General features: G+C 41.8%; 19 protein-coding genes. 15 read left to right on the forward strand and 4 right to left on the reverse strand.

The genetic code is table 11. The features are described 5' to 3' along the window. The first annotated feature begins 91 nt into the window (after window positions 1–91). Together clpP and clpX are read left to right on the forward strand one after the other, a co-directional pair. Window positions 92–694: an ATP-dependent Clp endopeptidase proteolytic subunit ClpP gene (gene clpP, locus CD00_RS0115665; protein ID WP_026514654.1), complete on the forward strand. Its 603-nt coding sequence runs from the start codon at window positions 92–94 to the stop codon at window positions 692–694. After that, on the forward strand, window positions 694–1,965 hold the full coding sequence (clpX, locus tag CD00_RS0115670; RefSeq protein ID WP_026656816.1) for an ATP-dependent Clp protease ATP-binding subunit ClpX: 1,272 nt from the start codon (window positions 694–696) through the stop codon (window positions 1,963–1,965). Before clpP ends, clpX begins: the two co-directional genes overlap by 1 nt. Window positions 1,966–2,062: 97 nt before the next feature. Here the strand turns inward: clpX and CD00_RS18785 are convergent, their stop codons facing one another. From CD00_RS18785 to CD00_RS0115680, 3 genes are read right to left on the reverse strand one after another with little or no spacing between them, the layout of a single operon-like run. Further along, window positions 2,063–3,067 carry a galactokinase gene (locus CD00_RS18785; RefSeq protein WP_330370468.1) on the reverse strand — a complete coding sequence of 335 codons (1,005 nt, stop codon included), beginning with the start codon at window positions 3,065–3,067 and terminating at the stop codon, window positions 2,063–2,065. Further along, the gene (locus tag CD00_RS21290) at window positions 3,015–3,362 is read right to left on the reverse strand and encodes a galactokinase family protein (protein ID WP_330370469.1); all 348 of its coding nucleotides are present in this window, start codon (window positions 3,360–3,362) and stop codon (window positions 3,015–3,017) included. The genes CD00_RS18785 and CD00_RS21290 overlap by 53 nt, the downstream gene beginning before the upstream one ends. Before the next feature lie 13 nt (window positions 3,363–3,375). Next, window positions 3,376–5,430: a beta-galactosidase gene (locus CD00_RS0115680; protein WP_026656817.1), complete on the reverse strand. Its 2,055-nt coding sequence runs from the start codon at window positions 5,428–5,430 to the stop codon at window positions 3,376–3,378. Window positions 5,431–5,745: 315 nt separating this feature from the next. Here CD00_RS0115680 and CD00_RS20790 point away from each other — a divergent pair, with 315 nt between their 5' ends. The 11 genes from CD00_RS20790 to CD00_RS20935 all read left to right on the forward strand — a co-directional run bounded on the left by CD00_RS20790 (window position 5,746) and on the right by CD00_RS20935 (window position 17,306). Beyond that, a complete protein-coding gene (locus tag CD00_RS20790; protein WP_242838992.1) occupies window positions 5,746–5,949 on the forward strand; it encodes a LacI family DNA-binding transcriptional regulator in 204 nt (67 codons plus the stop codon). Further along, the gene (locus CD00_RS18790; RefSeq protein ID WP_242838993.1) at window positions 5,927–6,790 is read left to right on the forward strand and encodes a LacI family DNA-binding transcriptional regulator; all 864 of its coding nucleotides are present in this window, start codon (window positions 5,927–5,929) and stop codon (window positions 6,788–6,790) included. The genes CD00_RS20790 and CD00_RS18790 overlap by 23 nt, the downstream gene beginning before the upstream one ends. A 122-nt stretch (window positions 6,791–6,912) precedes the next feature. Then, the gene (locus CD00_RS0115690; RefSeq protein WP_026656818.1) at window positions 6,913–8,232 is read left to right on the forward strand and encodes an extracellular solute-binding protein; all 1,320 of its coding nucleotides are present in this window, start codon (window positions 6,913–6,915) and stop codon (window positions 8,230–8,232) included. Window positions 8,233–8,344: 112 nt separating this feature from the next. Beyond that, window positions 8,345–9,844, forward strand: coding sequence for a carbohydrate ABC transporter permease (locus CD00_RS0115695; protein ID WP_242838994.1), 1,500 nt, complete (start codon window positions 8,345–8,347; stop codon window positions 9,842–9,844). Then, the gene (locus tag CD00_RS0115700; protein ID WP_026656821.1) at window positions 9,844–10,692 is read left to right on the forward strand and encodes a sugar ABC transporter permease; all 849 of its coding nucleotides are present in this window, start codon (window positions 9,844–9,846) and stop codon (window positions 10,690–10,692) included. The genes CD00_RS0115695 and CD00_RS0115700 overlap by 1 nt, the downstream gene beginning before the upstream one ends. Before the next feature lie 478 nt (window positions 10,693–11,170). After that, window positions 11,171–11,701, forward strand: coding sequence for a hypothetical protein (locus tag CD00_RS19630; RefSeq protein ID WP_051594257.1), 531 nt, complete (start codon window positions 11,171–11,173; stop codon window positions 11,699–11,701). Between the two features lie 32 nt (window positions 11,702–11,733). Next, window positions 11,734–12,453, forward strand: coding sequence for a response regulator transcription factor (locus CD00_RS0115715; RefSeq protein ID WP_026656822.1), 720 nt, complete (start codon window positions 11,734–11,736; stop codon window positions 12,451–12,453). Between the two features lie 271 nt (window positions 12,454–12,724). Beyond that, on the forward strand, window positions 12,725–13,690 hold the full coding sequence (locus tag CD00_RS0115720; RefSeq protein ID WP_196803768.1) for a sensor histidine kinase: 966 nt from the start codon (window positions 12,725–12,727) through the stop codon (window positions 13,688–13,690). Between the two features lie 136 nt (window positions 13,691–13,826). Then, window positions 13,827–15,671, forward strand: coding sequence for a diguanylate cyclase domain-containing protein (locus CD00_RS0115725; RefSeq protein ID WP_026656824.1), 1,845 nt, complete (start codon window positions 13,827–13,829; stop codon window positions 15,669–15,671). A gap of 2 nt (window positions 15,672–15,673) precedes the next feature. Beyond that, window positions 15,674–16,303, forward strand: a complete 630-nt coding sequence (locus CD00_RS20930) for an alpha-amylase family glycosyl hydrolase (RefSeq protein WP_255346806.1) — start codon at window positions 15,674–15,676, stop codon at window positions 16,301–16,303. Continuing rightward, window positions 16,263–17,306: an alpha-amylase family glycosyl hydrolase gene (locus CD00_RS20935; RefSeq protein WP_255346807.1), complete on the forward strand. Its 1,044-nt coding sequence runs from the start codon at window positions 16,263–16,265 to the stop codon at window positions 17,304–17,306. The genes CD00_RS20930 and CD00_RS20935 overlap by 41 nt, the downstream gene beginning before the upstream one ends. On the opposite strand, the gene yihA is transcribed toward CD00_RS20935, so the two are convergent. Further along, a complete protein-coding gene (yihA, locus tag CD00_RS0115735; protein WP_026656825.1) occupies window positions 17,298–17,903 on the reverse strand; it encodes a ribosome biogenesis GTP-binding protein YihA/YsxC in 606 nt (201 codons plus the stop codon). The genes CD00_RS20935 and yihA overlap by 9 nt on opposite strands. 210 nt (window positions 17,904–18,113) lie before the next feature. Between yihA and CD00_RS0115740 the strand changes: the two genes are divergently transcribed. Both CD00_RS0115740 and CD00_RS0115745 read left to right on the forward strand, forming a co-directional pair. After that, entirely contained in the window at window positions 18,114–18,938 is an 825-nt protein-coding gene (locus tag CD00_RS0115740) for a hypothetical protein (RefSeq protein ID WP_026656826.1), read from the forward strand. Between the two features lie 118 nt (window positions 18,939–19,056). Next, window positions 19,057–19,266 (forward strand): hypothetical protein, encoded by a 210-nt coding sequence (locus CD00_RS0115745; RefSeq protein WP_026656827.1) that lies wholly within the window; start codon window positions 19,057–19,059, stop codon window positions 19,264–19,266. Window positions 19,267–19,360 lie beyond the last annotated feature (94 nt).

Genomic DNA, 19,360 nt, shown 5'->3' on the forward strand with positions numbered 1-19,360 from the left:
TCAGTTTGCGGGAAATTTTTATGCTCTTTTTATAAAATTATTGGTATAATGGAAATTGGAATTTTATTTTTAGGCTAGAAAGGAAGAAAAAATGAGTTTAATACCTTACGTCATTGAACAGACAAGTCGCGGTGAGAGGTCATATGATATTTACTCCAGACTTTTGAAAGAGAGAATCATTTTCCTCGGAGAAGAAGTTAATGCCGCATCAGCCAGTACAGTTGTAGCTCAGCTCCTGTTCCTTGAAGCTGAAGATCCCAATAAGGACATTCATATGTATATTAACAGTCCCGGGGGAGAGATTACATCCGGAATGGCTATATATGATACAATGCATTATATAAAATGTGACGTTAGCACAATATGTATAGGAATGGCTGCAAGTATGGGAGCGTTTCTTCTTGCAGGCGGAGCAAAGGGCAAGAGAATGGCTCTTCCCAATGCGGAAGTTATGATCCACCAGCCTTTGGGAGGAACACAAGGTCAGGCTACTGAGATTGAGATTGCTGCAAAGCATATCATCAGAACAAAAGAGAAAATGAACAGGATGCTTGCTGAGAATACAGGAAAGCCTTTCGAGCAGGTTGCTGCAGATACTGAAAGAGATAACTGGATGACTGCGCAGGAAGCTTTGGAATACGGGTTGATTGATTCTATAGTTGAGAACCGTCCTAAGAAAGAGGAAAATAAATAATGGCAAAGATACCGGGAGAGATCAAGTGCTCTTTTTGTAATAAGACACAAGATCAGGTAAAAAAATTAATAGCGGGACCTGCAGGTGTATATATCTGCGACGAGTGCGTAGAGATTTGCTCGGACATCATCGCTGAGGAATTCGACGATGAGCCCGAAGTAGTTGAGAGGGACCAGCAGATAAATCTTTTGAAGCCTGTAGAAATCCGAAACTTTTTGGATGAGTACGTTATCGGACAGGAGGAAGCTAAGAAAGTTCTTGCTGTTTCCGTATACAACCATTACAAGAGAGTATTGGCTCCAAAGAATGAAGATAAGTCGGAAGTTGAACTTCAGAAGAGTAATATCATAATGGTAGGTCCTACCGGATCGGGTAAGACATACCTTGCACAGACACTTGCCAAGATAATCAATGTACCTTTTGCGATTGCTGATGCTACAACGCTTACCGAGGCAGGATATGTCGGAGAAGATGTTGAGAATATATTGCTCAAGCTTATCCAGAATGCTGATTACGATATCGAGAGAGCGCAGTACGGCATTGTATATATCGATGAGATTGATAAGATCACAAAGAAGAGCGAGAATGTTTCCATAACAAGAGACGTATCGGGTGAAGGTGTTCAGCAGGCACTTCTTAAGATCATTGAGGGTACTATTGCAAGCGTGCCTCCGCAGGGCGGAAGAAAGCATCCTCATCAGGAGCTTATTCAGATTGATACAAGTAATATCTTGTTTATTTGCGGCGGAGCGTTTGACGGCCTTGATAAGATCGTTGAGGCAAGACTCGACCGCAACTCAATCGGATTTAACGCTGAGATTGCTGACAAGTCTGAAAGAGAAATCGGAGAAGTTCTCAAAGAGGTTACACCTCAGGACCTTGTTAAATTTGGACTTATTCCGGAGTTTGTCGGACGTGTGCCTATTACGGTAACACTTGAAGGTCTTTCAAAGGAAGCACTTGTCAGAATTCTTACAGAGCCCAGAAATGCTCTTGTTAAGCAGTATCAGAAGCTCTTTGATTTTGATGATGTTAAGCTTACATTTGAGGAAGGCGCTGTTGATAAGATCGCGCAGATGGCATACGAGAGAGAAACAGGTGCCAGAGGACTTCGTTCCATCATGGAAAAGACTATGATGAATGTTATGTACGAGATTCCTTCCGATGAAACAATCAGCGAGTGTGTGATCACTGACAATTCCGTTGACGGAACAAGTGAGCCTCTTATTGTTCACAAAGAACAGGGAAAACTTCTTAAGCCCGCAAAGTAATTGCAAGGCAGAACAGAGAAAAAAAGATAGATTTAGAGCCATGACTTAAAGTCATGGCTCATTTTTTAGTGGGGTTTATATTTAAAACAAATAGTGTTTAAATATCAATTTTCATTCCGCCGTATTTTCTGATCTTAAGAACGACGCATGCTCCTTCGCCGAATATATCGTTGAGGGCTTTTTTGTATTCTTCGACCTTGTCATTACGAACAAAAGCCTGGATTGTTCCGGCAAATCCGCCTCCGTGAACCCTGCATACACCGCCGTCTTCACCAAGTATGGTTTCGCTGATGCAAAGAGCAAGTGAAATACCCTGGTGCTGAACGTCCTGATTGGTATATACGTTCTGAAGGAATTTGTATGATGAATCACCGGATTCTTTTATGGTTTTCAGGAATGTAGCAAAGTCATTGTTTTTGAGGGCGTCAACCTGTTTTATAACCCTCTTGTTCTCTTCATAGAAGTGGAGAGCACGAAGAACTGCTCTGTCTCCGAGCTTTTCACGAAGAGCGGGAATGGATTCAATAACTTTGGATTCAGGAACATTTACAAGAACGGCTTTCCTGAATTCTTCCGCTACGGCTTTCATTTCTTTGGTAACGGCAGCATATTCCGAAGTTAAGTCTGCGTGATTTCCCTTTGTATCTGTGATGCAAAGACTGTAGCCTGCTGCATCGAGATCAAGTTCTAAGGTTTCAACCTTTGGAGTGCCGGGAACTTTGAAATCTATATGACTGAGTTTTCCGAAAGAGCAGGCCATCTGGTCCATAAGGCCGCACGGCTTACCGAAATATATATTTTCTGCATATTGACCTATTGTTGCAATGGTCATCGGATCGATCTTACCCTCGTTGTACAATGAGGAGATGATAGTACCTATCACTGTCTCAAAGGATGCAGAAGATGAAAGACCTGAACCGTTAAGCACATCGCTTGTAATATAAGCATCAAAACCGCCTATTTCAAATCCGTTCATTTTGGCTCCGGCGAGAACACCTTTTACCATGGCAAGCGAAGAACCGTGTTCAGCCATGTTTATAGCTGTGTCATCAGGGCTGAAGCTTATCATGTTGTTGTAGCCTTCGGATCTGATATTTATCATGTCGGCTTTTTTTTGCTACAACGGCGATAGTGTCTAAGTTGATGGATGCCGTAAGGACATGGCCGTGCTGATGGTCGGTATGATTACCACCTATCTCTGTGCGTCCCGGTGCATTTATTATGCATACATCATCGTTGTATCCGGCAGTTGACTTAAAAGTATCCTCATAGCTTTTTATTGCCTTGATATATCTTTCTGTCTGATAAGCAATCAGAGATTCATCAAGATAGATATCCAGAAGCTTATCGTTTAATCTGCCATCTTCAATATAACTGATCAAGTCCTGTGTTTTCATATTTTCCTAACCCTCATCTGTTGACAAATATCTTAATACCCCAAGGTCCGATACTGATCCTGTCTCCGCGGTTGTAGTTATCCGAGCTTATAAGTTCCGTGCAGTCTTTAAATATTGAGATAAGCTCAATTCTGGGAGAGTAGTTAAAGTAGTAGGTTATCTCTTCACCGAGAGCATTGGTTCCCGATTTGACTATAATAGGGAATATTTCTTCGGGTACGGAGAGGCCTATTCTTCTTATAAGTTTTTTCAGTATCGAAGTGAGACCTTCGCATTTCATGTAACATCCGATATAGGTTACGGTTCCGCTTCCGTTTTCATAGAGTTTCTTATGAAGGATTGCGGCATATTTATCCCAACATGGATGTACGTAGGTACCCCAGATTTCTTCGCCTGTGCCCTGAGGCCTCAAAAGTTCCATCCAGTGAGAAACATTAAATTCTCTTCCTTCGATCTTTATAGTTGTATCTACGGGTCTTGTAAATTGATCGTAGCTTCCTCCGACCATGTCTGTCATGTTATAAGGAAGAGCATCGGGATAAATCTTAAGCTCTTCATCAGAGACAAGACTCTTAAATCCAAGTACAAGATTTCCGCCTTTCTCTACATATTTGCGAAGAGAATCGATGAGTTCTGTTGTAGCCGAATAGAGTGAAGGTGCAATCAGGAGAGGATATTTTTTAACCAGCTCCTCCGGATCCATATTAATAATATCGTCTTTGTAAACAATATCTGTTTCAAGATTCATCTTGTAGCAGGCATTGTACATCCAGCGAAGTATATGGTTATAACTAAGCTCCTTAGGGCTCCAGTCATCTTCCCCGACGCTTGCATCAGATACATCGTCAATAGGAAATTCATCCAGACCAACAAGGCTTCTGTTATCTGCGATAATGGCAGCAGGACAGTGCTTCCTGAGATTTTGTAAATGCTCGTCTATCTTAAGCTCTTCAGACCTTGCAAAGGCAAGCTCCTTATAAGTTTCACCGGGAATCAGGTCGTGGCTTATGATCCCTTTCCAGTATGACTCAAGGGAATTGTGGATTGAATGCCAATTCCAGTACATAACACCGTTTGCTCCACTTGCAAGGTGGCTGTAATAAGCCTGTCTGAGCTGTCCGGGATATGCGAGCCAGTCAAGTCTGCCCTGAGACTGTGTTTCAAGTACAAGGTAATTATCCTTTTTGAGTGATCTTCCGATGGCACCGCCGAAACCTATGGTTGCGCCGTCGAATCTGTTCTGAGTGGGATGGTAGATATCAACTCCGGCAATATTAACGGCTTTTGCAGCATCCTGCTGATTAACAAGAGGCTGAATGCCGTAAGAAAATCCATCCCATGAGAAATCATAATTGTGAGTGATGAACTGATCGTCTCTCTTATACTCATTTATGATGTCTGCCTGCCATTTCTGGTACTCGGTTATCCTGTCTCTGAGGAACGCCTTGTAGGCAGCGGAAAGACTACCGTTTATGGTACCGCGGATATCGGGCATGTCATCCCATGATTCAATGCGGTTACTCCAGTAATTGAGCCCGAATTCATCGTTGAATTTATTGATGTCGGGATATTTCTTCTTCATCTCTTCGATGAACAACTTTTGATTTTCCGGAGAATATCCGTTTCCTGAGCGTGTCTCGTTATCAATCTGATATCCGATAACCTGCGGATTTGCCGCAACTTCTTCCATCATCTTTCTGATGATCCTTTCAGCATGGAAAAGAAAATGCGGGTTGGTGATATCGTGTTGCTGTCTGCGTCCGTAGATGCTCTGTCCTTCAGGAGTTACGGCCATGACATCGGGGTATTTCTTTGCAAGCCATGAAGGTATAGCGTAAGTAGGCGTACCTACGATAACCGAAATATCGTATTTTGCGGCCGCATCAAGAACTTTGTGTAAATATGTAAAATCAAATACGTTATCGGAAGGCTCCCAATTACTCCATGTGGATTCAGCGATTCTGATAACGTTCATGCCGGCATCCTTCATAAGTTGGAAGTCGGTATCTATTCTGTCATAAGGCATATATTCAGCATAATAAGCAGCACCAAAAAAAGTTGATTTCATAACAATTCACCTCATAAAAAACCTTTGTATATATATTTTATAAAAAAATTCGCTTAATATGTCAAAAAATGAGAAAAAATATTCGTATATGCAACAAACACAAGATGCAGTTTTTTATTTGATAGGAATTTCATATCAAATATAAATTGGTTTTATTTAGCAGCCAACATGAAAAATCAAGTAACAATTGCGGTTGACGAAAAAATGATAAAGTGCTAAATTTCAAACAAGACAACCAATTGCGCAAAGTATAACACAGAGTTTAAAAAAAAGCAAAGTATTATTTTAAATATCGATTAAAAGAGGTTTTATCGGATGGGAGAGAATGAAAAAAAGAATATAACCATCGGGGATGTTGCGAAGGCGTTGGGGGTGTCAAAAACAACGGTTTCCCGTGCAATTTCCGGTAAGGGCAGAATAGGAAACGAAACAAGGAAGAGAGTCCTTGAATATATAGAAGCAAACAATTACAGGCCAAATCCAATGGCCAAAGGGCTTGCGGACCAGAAAAAAATATAATATATGCTGGGCTATTCCCGGAGATTCGAATGTGTATGCACTTCCTTTTTTTCAGAGGTGCATGGCGGGAGTTTGCGAGGTTACTACGGCTACTGACTATGATGTCCTGATCTCGCTTGTATATGAGGATAATATTTCTCATTTAAAGAGGATCGTCGAGAATAAAAAAGTGGACGGCGTTATCCTTGGTCGAACAATGGTGGACGATCTTGCAGTTAAGTACTTAAAAAGCATGAATATTCCGTTTGTTACGGTCGGAAGCAGCAAAGAAAAGGGTGTTATTCAGGTAGATAACGATCAGGAGAATGCCTGCATGGAGATGACAACCGCTCTGATAAAATGCGGTTATAAAAAGCCGGTTCTGATCGGCGGAGCACTCGGCCACATGGTAAATAGGACAAGACAGAAAGGGTTCGAGATGGGGCTTAAGGCAGCAGGTATCGGAGTTGAGCCGGATATGCTCTTTCTTGGAAACGAAACTTCCGAAGAAGTGGAAAAAGCAGTCGATGCAGCGATCAAAGCAGACGCAGAGTGTATAGTATGTATGGATGACAGAATATGTCGTGATGTGATATTGAAACTCAGGCGAGATGGCGTGAATATTCCCGGGGATGTCGGAGTTGCGTCTTTTTATAACAGCGATCTGCTTTCGGGAAATCAGCCTCAGGTCACAGCTCTTCAGTATGATCCGAAGGAACTTGGAAACGTTGCGTGTAAGACGTTGCTCAGACTTATAGACGGTGAAGAGGCTCCGGAAAAGAGTCTTCTTGGCTATGAAGTATTACTGAAAGAGTCCACACAAAAAAGCGTAAATCCGATTACATTATCAAAAAAACATTGATACACCCCCGTAAAAAAGGTAAAATATAATAGTATGGACAACCGTTTGCGTGTGATTTTTGCGCAATAGTACAGGCAGAAGAACTTTTTATATTACTTATAATTGTTAGGAGGGAAACGATTATGAAAAAGAAGTTTCTATCAATTGCTTTGGCATCTATGATGGTTGCAGCTGCTATTACAGGGTGTGGCAATCCTGAGGTTGCCAATGACACGGTAGAGTCTGAAACACCAACAGCTGAAAGCTCAGGAGATAGCGGGGAAACGGATGGCGCAGCTTCTGCGGACGCAGTTCAGAACCTTATCAGCAGTACAACGGGACCGGTGGATCTTACACTTTGGGCTTCTGAGGAAGATCAGGATTTCACACAGGGAGTTATTGATGACTTCAAGGCTCTTTATCCTGATGTAACATTTAACATTACACTCGGCGCAGAGTCAGAGTCTACAGCTAAGGATAAAGTCCTTACAGACGTTGAGGCTGCTGCGGATGTATATACATTTGCACATGACCAGATTAATGACCTGGTTAATGCGGGAGCACTTCAGGAAGTATTGGCTACTTACACATATGATGTAAAGAATGCCAATGTTCAGACTTCTGTTGATGCCGCAACAGTAGGCGGAAAGCTTTATGCTTATCCTATGACGGCAGATAACGGTTACTTTATGTTCTATAACAGTGAGGTTATCAAAGACCCTTCCAATCTTGAAGCAATGATCGCCGATGCAAAGGCTGCAGGCAAGAAGATTGCTATCGAGTTTAAGAACGGATGGTACCTTTACGGTTTCTTTAAGGCAGTCGGCCTTGACGCTACACTTAATGAAGACGGAAAGACAAACACTTGCAACTGGAACGGAGAGGGCGGTGTTGACGTATGTCAGGCAATCCTTGATGCAGTTGCTTCAGGTGTTGTTGTAAATATGGATGACGGCACTACCGTTACAGGAATTAAGGACGGTACGGTTTGTGCGGCTATTAACGGTATCTGGAATGCACAGGTTGCACAGGATGCCTGGGGAGCAAACTACGAAGCAAGTAAGCTTCCCACAATGAAGATCGGTGGCAAAGATTGCCAGCTTTCATCATATTCCGGATTTAAGCTTATCGGTGTAAATCCTCATGCAAAGAATATCGGTTGGGCTATGCTTCTTGCTGAGTACCTTACTTCAGAGGAAGTTCAGACAGCAAGATTTGAGGCAAGAAACCTCGGACCTTCCAATATTAATGCAGCTTCATCTGATGCGGTTAAGAGTGATAAGGCTATTTCAGCTCTTGCAGCGCAGGCACCTTTCTCAACACCTCAGGTTATTGGCGGAAATTACTGGAGTCCTGCTGAGACACTCGGGCAGATTCTTGCAAGCGGCAATCCTGACAAGACAGATCTTCAGCAACTTCTTGATACTGCAGTTGAAGGTATTACAGCACCGGTCAATGACTGATAATTGAATTTTGGGCTAGATACTAGCCAATGAAGTATAACCCCATATCGAATGAGGTATGGGGTTATATTTGTCAAAAAGGTAAAAGGGTAAGAGAAAGGAGTTGAGATAATTGGCTAATTATAGGACTTATCCGCATAATCAGAGAAATTATCCGCGTAATCAAAAGACTGTTCGTATTAAGAAGGCTCCCAAAGTTAATCCGATCGTAAAATACTTCAAGGAATTGGGCACTTGTCTGGCAGAGGGCAGTACTTGTGTGAAACTATCGACCGTATTCATGGGATTGGGGCATATATACAATTACCAGTTTATGAAAGGTGTGCTTGTATTTATTGTGCAGGCGCTGTTTATTGTATACCTCATTTTCGGTGCCGCACCGAATCTGGCTAAGTTCAGTACACTCGGTACGGTGAAAAGAGAAGCCATATTCGATCCTCTGACGATGCAGAATACAGTAAATGATTATGACAATTCATTTATGATACTGCTTGGCTCGGTAGGTGCACTGTTTATTATTTTCATGTTCTTTTTATTCTGGGTAAGCAATATTAAGAGCATGTACAGGACACAGCTTCTGCTGGAGGCAAGAAAGCATGTAAATACTTTCAGTGAAGATTTCAAAGAGCTCTTGGGCGAGAAGTTCCATATTACACTTCTTTCATTCCCTATTCTCGGCGTTATTTTGATGAATATCATCCCGATATTGATCCTTATCACTATAGCATTTACCAATTACGACCAGAATCATCTGCCGCCGAGTGAACTGTTTACCTGGGTTGGATTCAGAAACTTTGTAAAACTGTTTACTCAGACAACAACATCCTCTTTTGGATATGCATTCAGAAGAATTCTTGAATGGACATTTTTGTGGGCATTTTTTGCAACGGTTTCGAACTTCCTTCTGGGTCACCTTATTGCACTGCTCATCAATTCGAAACTTATCAAACTTAAAAGATTTTGGAGAACGTTATTTATAGTTACGATTGCCGTGCCGCAGTTTGTAACACTTCTTTTGATAAGAAATTTCCTTGCGGATTCGGGTATTGTCAATTCTATATGTTCAAGCATGGGCATAACGGCGTTTCTTCAGAATGTAGGCCTTGTAAGTAAGAATATTTCATATATTCCGTTCCTTACCAGTCCCGGATGGGCAAAAGTTACGATTGTCATTATAAATATCTGGGTTGGTATTCCGTATCAGATACTGATTTCTACAGGTATTCTTTTGAATATTCCAAGGGACCAGATTGAGGCGGCAATGATCGACAGAGCGTCACCGTATGCGATATTTAAAAACGTAACAATGCCTTATGTTATGTTCGTTGAGGGACCGACGCTTGTCACTGACTTTGTAAGAAATATCAATAACTTCAATATTATTTATCTGCTTACGCAGGACGTATATGTAACGACGGATCAGGCACTGGCCAATTCACACGGAAAAGAAGTAGACCTTCTCGTCACGTGGTTGTTCAGACTGACAAACGAGTATTACGATTACAAGATGGCGTCGGTAATCGGTGTCATTGTATTCTCGATATGTTCGATATTTACTATTCTTTCATTTAGCAGAATTGTAGCAGGTGAGAGAGAGGAGGTATTCATGTGATGAAAGTAAAAAAATTTATTATATCAAGCCTCCTTCATATCCTGTTGGCATTTATAACATTTGTATGGATAATACCGATCATCTGGCTTGTAGTTACGGCTTTCAGCGGATATAAGGGAATAGACATATCTCATTTCTTCCCTGAGACATGGTCGGTTAAGAATTTTAGTACCATTTTGTTTAAGCCGGACTCTGTTGTACAGTATGTGACATGGTTTAAAAATACGTTTATCATAGCAGTCTTTACTTGCATAATATCCACAGTGTTTATATTCATGGTAGGTTATGCATTTTGCTGCCTGAGATTCCCCGGACGTAAGCAACTTATGGTATTTAGCGTTGTTTTGAATATGTTCCCCGGCGTACTTTCAATGATAGCTGTGTACTTTGTACTTAAGTCTCTCGGACTTACAAACAGCCACATCGGTATGATCATAGTTTACTCGGCGGGTTCCGGACTTGGATTCCTCATTGTCAAAGGATTCATGGATACAATTCCCGTATCTCTGCGTGAGTCCGCAAGACTTGAAGGAGCCAATGAACTTCAGATCATGCTTAATATCATACTTCCTATCTGTAAACCTATAATTGTTTATCAGGTAATCGCTTCATTCCTTGTTCCGTGGGGAGATTTCGTACTCGCAAAGCTGATGCTCAATTCCGGACTTTCAAAAGACTGGACGATTGCGATAGGACTGTACAACATGCTTGATAAGTCGCTTATCAACAAATACTTCTCAATATTCTGCGCAGGCGGACTACTGGTTTCCATCCCGATATCAATACTGTTCCTGCTTATGCAGAAGTTCTACATCGAGGGTGTATCAGGCGGAGCGATAAAGGGCTGATTATTTATAAAAGGGACGACCTATATGGCCATTCTTCACGGCCTGCAGCGACAGTATCAGTTTTGAAATGTTTGTGGTCGGCTGCGCAGTGATTTTCATAATTTTAGAAAACCCGAAAATGCCTCCTTTCGACGTTGCTCAGGGAAGTCGGCATTTTCGGGTTTTCTAAAATTTGAAAATCATCTTGCTCGTCCGAAAACTGCACATTTTAAAACTGATACCGTCGCTGCAGGCCGTGAAGAATGGCCATACAGGTCTGTTGCTTGTTATATGCTGATTTTAGCAGCTACTCATATAATGCAGCAGACCTCCTAATGGAAGGAATAGTTGTTTTGCATTAAAGAGAACTAATTGATATCATTATAATCTGACATTAATCTGATTTTAATCTTTCTCAAAGGATTGTTTAATTTGGGACCTTTATATTGATTACTGTAAACAAAAGAAAACATTCTTACAAAGAGAAAGGGAATACACCATGGATGAATTTGAAAAGATTGAAAAATTAAGAGCTAGAGCAAACGTAACATATGAAGAAGCTAAGGCGGCACTTGCTGAGGCAAACGGAGATCTTCTTGATGCGATGATCGTTTTGGAGAAAGAGGGCAAGGTTGCAAAGCCTGAGCAGCAGGTACATTCCACAGAATATACACGTGAGCCCGGATATGAGATGGTTCCCGTAGGTGAGGGTAAGGACTGCGGTGAGAGTTTTGGAACCAAGTTCAAAGAAATCGTTAAGAAAGTGATCGACTATCTTTCAAACAATCATATGAAAGTTTCGCATCACGATGAGCAGGTAATCGACCTTCCGCTCTGGACGGCGGTTCTGATATTGGGTCTCGGCTGGTGGTTTATACTTGTACTTATTGTGGTTTCACTGTTCTTTGATTGGAATTATAAGTTCTACGGAAAAAACAATCTACAGGGCGCAAACAATGTAATGGACAAGGCAAAAGAGACCGCTGAGCAGGTTAAGGAAGAATTTCACCACAATTCTTCGGAATCATAATGAAACACTACCAATAACGACAGGAGTATTAAATGGCGGCACATTTACTTATAGTTGAAGATGAGGACAAACTTGCAAGGTTTGTCGAACTTGAATTGCAGCATGAAGGGTATGAAGTGAGCAAAGCGGCCGATGGCCGCGAAGGCCTTAGGATGGCAACCGAAGGAAACTACGACCTTATTTTGCTTGATATCATGCTGCCGGGTTTAAACGGACTGGAAGTACTAAGGCGATTGATGCAGGATAATCCGACGCCGACTATTCTTTTGACAGCGCGTGACGAAGTCATGGATAAAGTATCGGGACTCGATGGCGGGGCTGTGGACTATATCACAAAGCCTTTTGCCATTGAGGAACTTCTTGCAAGAGTCAGGGTTGCGCTTAAGCTTCACGGAAAGGTGAGCGCTGAGAGCGCAGCTAAAGGCACTTCCGACGCAAATGAAGAAGGCGTTTATACCTGGCAGAAACTAAAACTTGATGAGAAAAAGCGGGAGGTTACTTATGACGGTCATATCATCCCGCTTACAAACCGTGAGTTTTTGATGCTTGAAATGCTTCTAAAGAATAAAGACATTGTGCTTTCGAGGGACACTCTTCTTGAGAAAGTGTGCGGCTATGACTATGTCGGTGAAACCAATATGATCGATGTATATATAAGATATCTGCGCTCAAAGATTGATGATGCGTTTGATGTTAATATGATCACGACCGTGAGGGGAGTAGGCTATGTCATCAAATCCGATGCAGAATAATGTTCGCCCGTCAAAAAAAATGACGTCTATCGCGCATCATATCGTGGGTCAGATAAGCCTGGCAAAGACGAAAGTATATTTAAAAACGGATCTGCTCATGTTCATCCTGCTGAACGCGGGATGGGCATATATGAAAGAGCTGGAGGTTATCGGGGAATTTTCCCTTTTTAATCATAATCGCAGCTTATATTCGGAAACAGGGCATTTGAGCGATATATGCTATCGTGTTTTTTCAACGGACGGGGAAATGCTTATGTCCGCCGAATTTTTTATGATAGCTTTCAGAATAGCTGTCTTTGTGGCGGCACTTTTTGTATTGCAGATGATAGGACTTATGCTTTCGCTTCCGATCGTGTTTAGAAAGGCACATCGCACGCTCAGACCGATAAGAGAGATTGCGGAGAAAGCGGATGAGCTGAACAGACTCGCTTTTTCGGAGGATAAATTCAGGCATATAGAGGATGCGATAGAACATGCGGATCCGGAGGGAACGATAAACCTTAACGACAGGGACCTTCTTGGAATAGAACAGGCGGTTAATCATCTGATAGCGAGACTTCAGGATTCATACAGACAGCAGGCGCGCTTTGTAAATGACGCGTCACACGAGCTCAGAACTCCTATAGCGGTTATCAGGGGATACGCAGGAATGCTGGAGCGATGGGGCAGGTCTGATGAAAAAGTGCTTGATGAGTCGATCGCGGCTATATCTAATGAAGCCGAGCACATGAACCACCTGGTTGAGCAGCTTCTTTTCCTTGCGAGGGGCGACAGCGGAAAGACCGTATTGCAAAAAGAGAGCATTCTCTTAAATGAACTGATGAAGGAAATATATGAGGAATCATTTTTAATAGATGAAGAGCATCCGTACAGGTTTAGGGATGCTTCGGAACTTATAACGATCGATGCCGACCGTACGCTTCTTAAGCAGGCGGTGCGCATACTTGTGGATAATGCCGCAAAATATACGAATAAAAACGATGAGATAATACTTGGAGTTGGGCGTACCGAAGACGACAGGCCGTATCTGATGGTGCAGGATACTGGTATAGGTATGACTCAAACAGATGTTGAGCATATGTTTGAAAGGTTCTACAGAGCCGATGAAGCCAGAAGTTTTCAGGGGACGGGACTTGGCCTTTCAATAGCAAAATGGATAGTTGACAGGCATGGCGGACACTTTGAAGTTGTTTCAAGAACGGAACTTGGAACAAGGATAATGATAGTTTTGTCTTAAAAATTGACTTAAAAAAGCATAAAGAATGAAATTGCCCTATTTATAATTATTGAAGATGTGTGTTATACTAAGTGTGTCGGCAAAAAGTACATTTGTCTACGAAGTGGCATTTTGATATTTAGGAGAATAAGGGCTTATGAAGAAAGTTGCTCTGGTAATGGAAAGCTGGGGACGATATATCACTAACGCATGGATAAGTGGAATCCTCAGCAAGATCAAGGAAGCGGATGCAGATGTAAACTTATATGTATTTAACGCTTATGCCAATTGGAGCACAGATGAGCTTTATAATCAGGGAGAACACGATATATTCGATCTCCCTGATTTTTGTGATTTTGATGGAGTCATAGTTGAACTTAATAACACGGAAGAGCCTGCTGTAAGGGCAGATGTTATAGAAAGAGTCAGGGCTTCGGGAACACCGGCTATTCTTATCAATGCAAAGGAAGACGGTTTCTATCTTGTTGGTGTAAATAATTATCAGTGCATGTATGATAACATAAGCTTTTTATATAATGAAAAGAACTGCAAGAGCTTTTGGTTTGTCATGGGGCCTGAAGGAAATTATGAGAGTCAGAGACGTGCCAAGGCACTTGTTGACTTTGCAAAAGAAAAAGGCCTAAAAAAGAACAAGGATTACGTTCTTGAATTTAGAGGCTTTGATATTAAGGATGGCAGAGAAGCGTTTAGAAGCTTGTATGGGGCAAAAAAGAAGATGCCCGATGCGGTGATCTGTGTTAATGACAATCTTGCGGTCGGCGTACTTGCAGAGGCGGAAGAATACGGAATCAAATGTCCCGAGGACTTTTATATAACGGGATTTGATGATTTTGACAAGGCAAGATTTTATTCTCCAAGAATCTCTACCGTAAGCTACAAGAGAGAAGATGCCGGAGAGATGGCAATACAGCTTTTCCTTGATCTATGGAGCGGAAAGCCTGTTGAGCAGGAGAATTATATTAAATCAACCAATATATATTGGGACAGTTGCGACTGCGAGTCAGATATTATAGTTGACAGTCGTGCCCAGATGAAAGGCAATATCCTGTGGAATGAGAGCAGCGTAGAGTTTGCAAATGACTTATTAAAGCTTTCTTCAAGGATCACTCATGCAGACAGCATGAAAGAAATGGTTGATGTTATCCGTGATGTCGTCAAAGTATCCAGATGCGAAGATATCATAATGGTCCTCGATCCCAAGTTCTGGGCGCAGTTTGAGACTGCCGAGGAAGAGTGGATATTTGATACGGCTTATATTAATGAAGATTGTATAAAAAATGTTTTTCCGACTTTCGAAGGAACAGGCAGGGGCGATTGCTATCTGTTTATCCCCATTCACTTCAGGGAAAAGAGCGCGGGATATCTTGCAATGAAGAACCCGATATATCTTATGGAGCAGCAGTTCCTTTTTGATCTTATCAATACATTTTTATCAGGAATGGAGATTCTTTATCAGAAAGAATGTCTTGCAAGAGCCAATGAGAAACTCTCGGATCTTTCTGTAAAAGATGCTCTTACGGGCCTTTATAACAGACTCGGATTTGGTGAATATGCAGAAAAGCTTATCGCTGACGGACACAAAGAAGGAAGGCAGATGCTTATCCTTTATTCCGATCTTGATATGCTTAAGTATTTGAATGATACTTATGGCCACGAAGTTGGTGACAAGGCCATAATATGTGCTTCCAATGAGTTAAAAGAGCATGTTACCCCGGAGGGAATGTGCTTTAGACTTGGCGGTGATGAATTCCTTATAATTGATAAATTCATGAGTGAAGAGATTGTAAAGGATTGCATCATTGAGATAAGAGAAAATTTAGTCAGAGATTCCAGAAAGATAGAGCTTCCTGTAGATCTGTCGCTTAGTTTTGGATATGTTGTGACGGAAGGCAAAGGAAAAGTTTCTTTGGATGAGTACATAAGCAGAGCAGATACCTTGATGTATGAGGATAAGAGAAGGAGACGGAAAGGTAGGATATAGCAATGCCCGGTTGGCTTAAGAATGCAGTATTTTACGAGATTTATCCGCAGAGCTTTTATGATACCAACGATGACGGAATAGGAGATATTGGGGGAATCATAGAGAAACTTGATTATATCAAGGACCTTGGGGCAAATGCGCTTTGGATCAATCCGTGGTACGACTCTCCGTTCAAGGATGCGGGCTACGATGTGAGAGATTACAAAAAAGTGGCTTCAAGATACGGAACTAACGAGGATGCAAAGCGCCTTTTTGAGACGGCGCACAAAAAGGGCATCCGCGTACTTTTAGATCTCGTTCCGGGCCATACATCCGAAGAACATGAGTGGTTTAAAGAAAGCGGGAAGGCAATTCCCGTTGTTGACGGAGTTCCTCAAAAAAATGAACACTCCGACAGATATATCTGGACTGAATACTGGCTGTCAGGTATTGGCGGCCATCCTTATATAAGCGGAGAATGTGACAGAAACGGCGTGTATATGCTGAATTTCTTCAAGTCACAGCCCGCTCTTAATTATGGTTTTGCCGCTCCGACCGAGAGCTGGCAAATGTCTTACAAAGATCCCGAACCGCAAAAAAACACTGGAACTTATGATGGATGTTATGAGATTCTGGCTAAATATGGGATGTGACGGCTTTAGAGTGGATATGGCTGATTCTCTTGTAAAAGATGATGATGACAGAAAGTCATGCACGTGCTCGCTTTGGAAGAAAGTAAGAGCAATGCTTGATAAAGAATACCCCGAAGCTGCGATGGTCTCTGAGTGGTCAAACCCCGAACTGTCTCTAAATGACGCCGGATTTCACATGGACTTTTACCTTGATCATGCGGGAAACGGATATAACAGACTTTTCCGTGACTACGAGACACTTGAGAAGTATCATGTATTTCCGATTGCGGAAGACAGGAAGAACACCGAAGGCAGGGACAGAAGCTATTTCAGAAAAGACGGTGACAGCGATGCCACGGCTTTTCTTAGTGACTATATTCCAAAATATGAGAAGACAAAAGACGCAGGCTATATATGCTTTATGACCTGCAATCACGATACACCGAGACCTGCAAGGACGCTTGATGAGACAGAACTTAAGATCGCGTATGCCACTATATTTACGCTTCCCGGAGTTCCGTTTATCTATTACGGTGATGAGATAGGCATGAAATATATTGAGAACCTTCCGACTAAGGAAGGCGGATATACCAGAACAGGCAGCAGGACTCCCATGCAGTGGGACGGAGGTGCTGTTAATATGGGATTTTCCGCCGCATCCAAGGATAAACTCTATCTTCCCGTTGATGAAAACGGTCCGAGCGTTACGGGACAGCAGAATGATAAGAATTCTTTGTATAATGTTGTAAAAGAGATCCTTGCGATCAGGGGAAAAGAAAAAGAGCTGTGCGCAGATGCTTCGTTTGAAGTTCTGTGCAGCGGAAAAGATAAGCCTTTTGTCTATAAGAGAGGCAGTCTTGTGATTATGGTTAATCCCGGTGAAAAAGATATTGAATATACAGCGGACTATCCCGCGATAGAAAACGGCGACTATGAAGAAGTCTATTCAATCGGCAGGATAGAGCGCAGTGGTTCAAAGATTGTGCTGAAGGCACAGAGCTTTGCAATGATCAGATTAAAGTGATGATTCTTTTGCCTCAGCTAAGAGTTCATCCATGAAATCATAAATATCGTCGCGGCCGTCCTTACTTAGGGCTGAGTAAGGGAAAATCCTTACATCATCCGGAAGACCGAGCCCGTTTCTGAGCATATTAAGGTGCTTTTCGTGCTGGCTTTTCTTGATCTTGTCGGATTTGGTCGCGATTATGACAGGCTGGAATCCCTGATGCACGATCCATTTGTACATCTGAACGTCGTTTGCAGAGGGCTCATGTCTTATATCTATCAAAAGAAAAACTCGAAGGAGCTGTTTGGAAGTGTGAAGGTAGTTCTCTACCATCTTTCCCCACTGCTCCTTTACTTTTTCGGGAACGCGCGCAAAGCCGTAGCCCGGAAGGTCTACGAGATAGAACTCGTTGTTTATGTTGTAGTAGTTTATTGTCTGGGTTTTACCCGGTTCCTGCGAAGTTCTCGCATAATTTTTTCTATTCATTATGCCGTTTATAAGTGAGCTCTTGCCGACATTACTTTTTCCCGCAAAGGCAAATTCGGGGTACGGATTGTCCGGAAGAGTACTTGTGATACCGCATACTGTCTCGAGGTTTACATTCTTTATTACCATCTTGTATTGTCTCCATGATCAATTGAATTCGATTTTTGGTTCCCGTATATTCTACACTATATGCTTCAAACAGGCAAAAAACGCTTGCACATAAGGGAAAACGTCCTTTGCTTAACTTGGAAAAACGGCGACGTATAGTTATAATGGGGAGATAAATATTAACAGAGGATTAATGAAGAAAGGGATTGTTTTATACAGAAGGGAGTTTATATGAAAAAACAGATTGTTGGTTGCATTGCCATGGCGCTTGTGTTGACAGGGTGCATGGCCGGAAAGGATGTGGCATCTGATGATGTCATGGGAACTGCGGAGGTTTCTGCTATTGCAAGTACTGATGTGGCAGGAGAAAGTTCTTCCGAAGAAAGCTTGGGGGCATCAAAAAGTGATAGTGTGTCAAGCGAACCTTATGGTGTATATGCCAGAATAAACAAAGAGGAGCATTATGAGGGAAATGACGTATTTGAACGAGAGTTTATTTATGCTTTACATGAAGATGGAACAGGGCTTGTGCGTGGTAATGATGATTTTAGGATTACATGGGATGATAAAAATATATATTGGGAAGTTCCGACAGAGGAAGGCATTGAAGCTCATGAATATAAACTTGAAGGGAATATCCTGAAAGTAAAAGAGGTTGACGGTTGGCAGGAATATACTAAAAAGCCCGGAGACGATCCGATAGAGAATGGCGATTTGGTTGAGTTTGCAGGAGTTTATAGTAAGATAGAAAATTCAGAAGCTGAAAAGGAAAATGCAAAGACGTATGGTGATATGTATTTTAGCTATGGAGGAATGATCGGAGGCGGAGAAGGTTATCCTCAGGTTTGGCCTGATAAGATTACCAAAAATGAAGATGGCTCATATCTTTGCGAATATGATAATTATGACTTTGAGTATACTATCTATCCCAAGGGTGTGATTGGTGAGAAAGAAGCAAGTGATCCGGAGCTTAAAGATAAGCTATATATTAAAGTGGCGATTAAAAAAGACGGCGAAACTAAGGATATTGTGTTTTACAGAAGCGCGCAATTTTGATATAGTACAAAATAAATATAAATTGTTAAAAAAATACTAATAAAATTCATTGCTGTGACTAGAGGGATGGAGTAATATAGGTTATTATTAAATTAACATTCTGAAAGGAAACGAGTAGATGAAAAAGAAGTTTATTTGCATTTTGGCACTTGCTATGGTAATGACCGGATGTTCATCCAAAAATGCAGAATCTGATGCGGAAAAAGAAGCTGCGCTTGAGACTATCAGAACAGGCGGAGAAAGCAGCTTTTCCGAAGAAGATGACCACACTATCACAATAGGTAGTGCAGATAATGCCGACGCTACAGAGAGCGAAATGGCAAACTAATTTTGAAGAGAACACTCGTAAATTACACATAGATATTTGAGTTATGATGATTGTGCTATAATTAACGTTATCGTAACTATTGCTTTGAGAGAAA

The sequence above is a fragment of the Butyrivibrio sp. AE3003 genome, assembly GCF_000686065.1.
GTDB classification, from domain to species: Bacteria; Bacillota; Clostridia; order Lachnospirales; family Lachnospiraceae; genus Butyrivibrio; species Butyrivibrio hungatei_A.

Coding starts and splice junctions, on each gene's coding strand:
- clpP (WP_026514654.1), top strand. CDS start 92: ATGAGTTTAATACCTTACGTCATTGAACAGACAAGTCGCGGTGAGAGG.
- clpX (WP_026656816.1), top strand. CDS start 694: ATGGCAAAGATACCGGGAGAGATCAAGTGCTCTTTTTGTAATAAGACA.
- CD00_RS18785 (WP_330370468.1), bottom strand. CDS start 3,067: ATGATAAATATCAGATCCGAAGGCTACAACAACATGATAAGCTTCAGC.
- CD00_RS21290 (WP_330370469.1), bottom strand. CDS start 3,362: ATGAAAACACAGGACTTGATCAGTTATATTGAAGATGGCAGATTAAAC.
- CD00_RS0115680 (WP_026656817.1), bottom strand. CDS start 5,430: ATGAAATCAACTTTTTTTGGTGCTGCTTATTATGCTGAATATATGCCT.
- CD00_RS20790 (WP_242838992.1), top strand. CDS start 5,746: ATGGGAGAGAATGAAAAAAAGAATATAACCATCGGGGATGTTGCGAAG.
- CD00_RS0115690 (WP_026656818.1), top strand. CDS start 6,913: ATGAAAAAGAAGTTTCTATCAATTGCTTTGGCATCTATGATGGTTGCA.
- CD00_RS0115700 (WP_026656821.1), top strand. CDS start 9,844: ATGAAAGTAAAAAAATTTATTATATCAAGCCTCCTTCATATCCTGTTG.
- CD00_RS19630 (WP_051594257.1), top strand. CDS start 11,171: ATGGATGAATTTGAAAAGATTGAAAAATTAAGAGCTAGAGCAAACGTA.
- CD00_RS0115715 (WP_026656822.1), top strand. CDS start 11,734: ATGGCGGCACATTTACTTATAGTTGAAGATGAGGACAAACTTGCAAGG.
- CD00_RS0115720 (WP_196803768.1), top strand. CDS start 12,725: ATGATAGCTTTCAGAATAGCTGTCTTTGTGGCGGCACTTTTTGTATTG.
- CD00_RS0115725 (WP_026656824.1), top strand. CDS start 13,827: ATGAAGAAAGTTGCTCTGGTAATGGAAAGCTGGGGACGATATATCACT.
- CD00_RS20930 (WP_255346806.1), top strand. CDS start 15,674: ATGCCCGGTTGGCTTAAGAATGCAGTATTTTACGAGATTTATCCGCAG.
- CD00_RS20935 (WP_255346807.1), top strand. CDS start 16,263: ATGATGGATGTTATGAGATTCTGGCTAAATATGGGATGTGACGGCTTT.
- yihA (WP_026656825.1), bottom strand. CDS start 17,903: ATGGTAATAAAGAATGTAAACCTCGAGACAGTATGCGGTATCACAAGT.
- CD00_RS0115740 (WP_026656826.1), top strand. CDS start 18,114: ATGAAAAAACAGATTGTTGGTTGCATTGCCATGGCGCTTGTGTTGACA.
- CD00_RS0115745 (WP_026656827.1), top strand. CDS start 19,057: ATGAAAAAGAAGTTTATTTGCATTTTGGCACTTGCTATGGTAATGACC.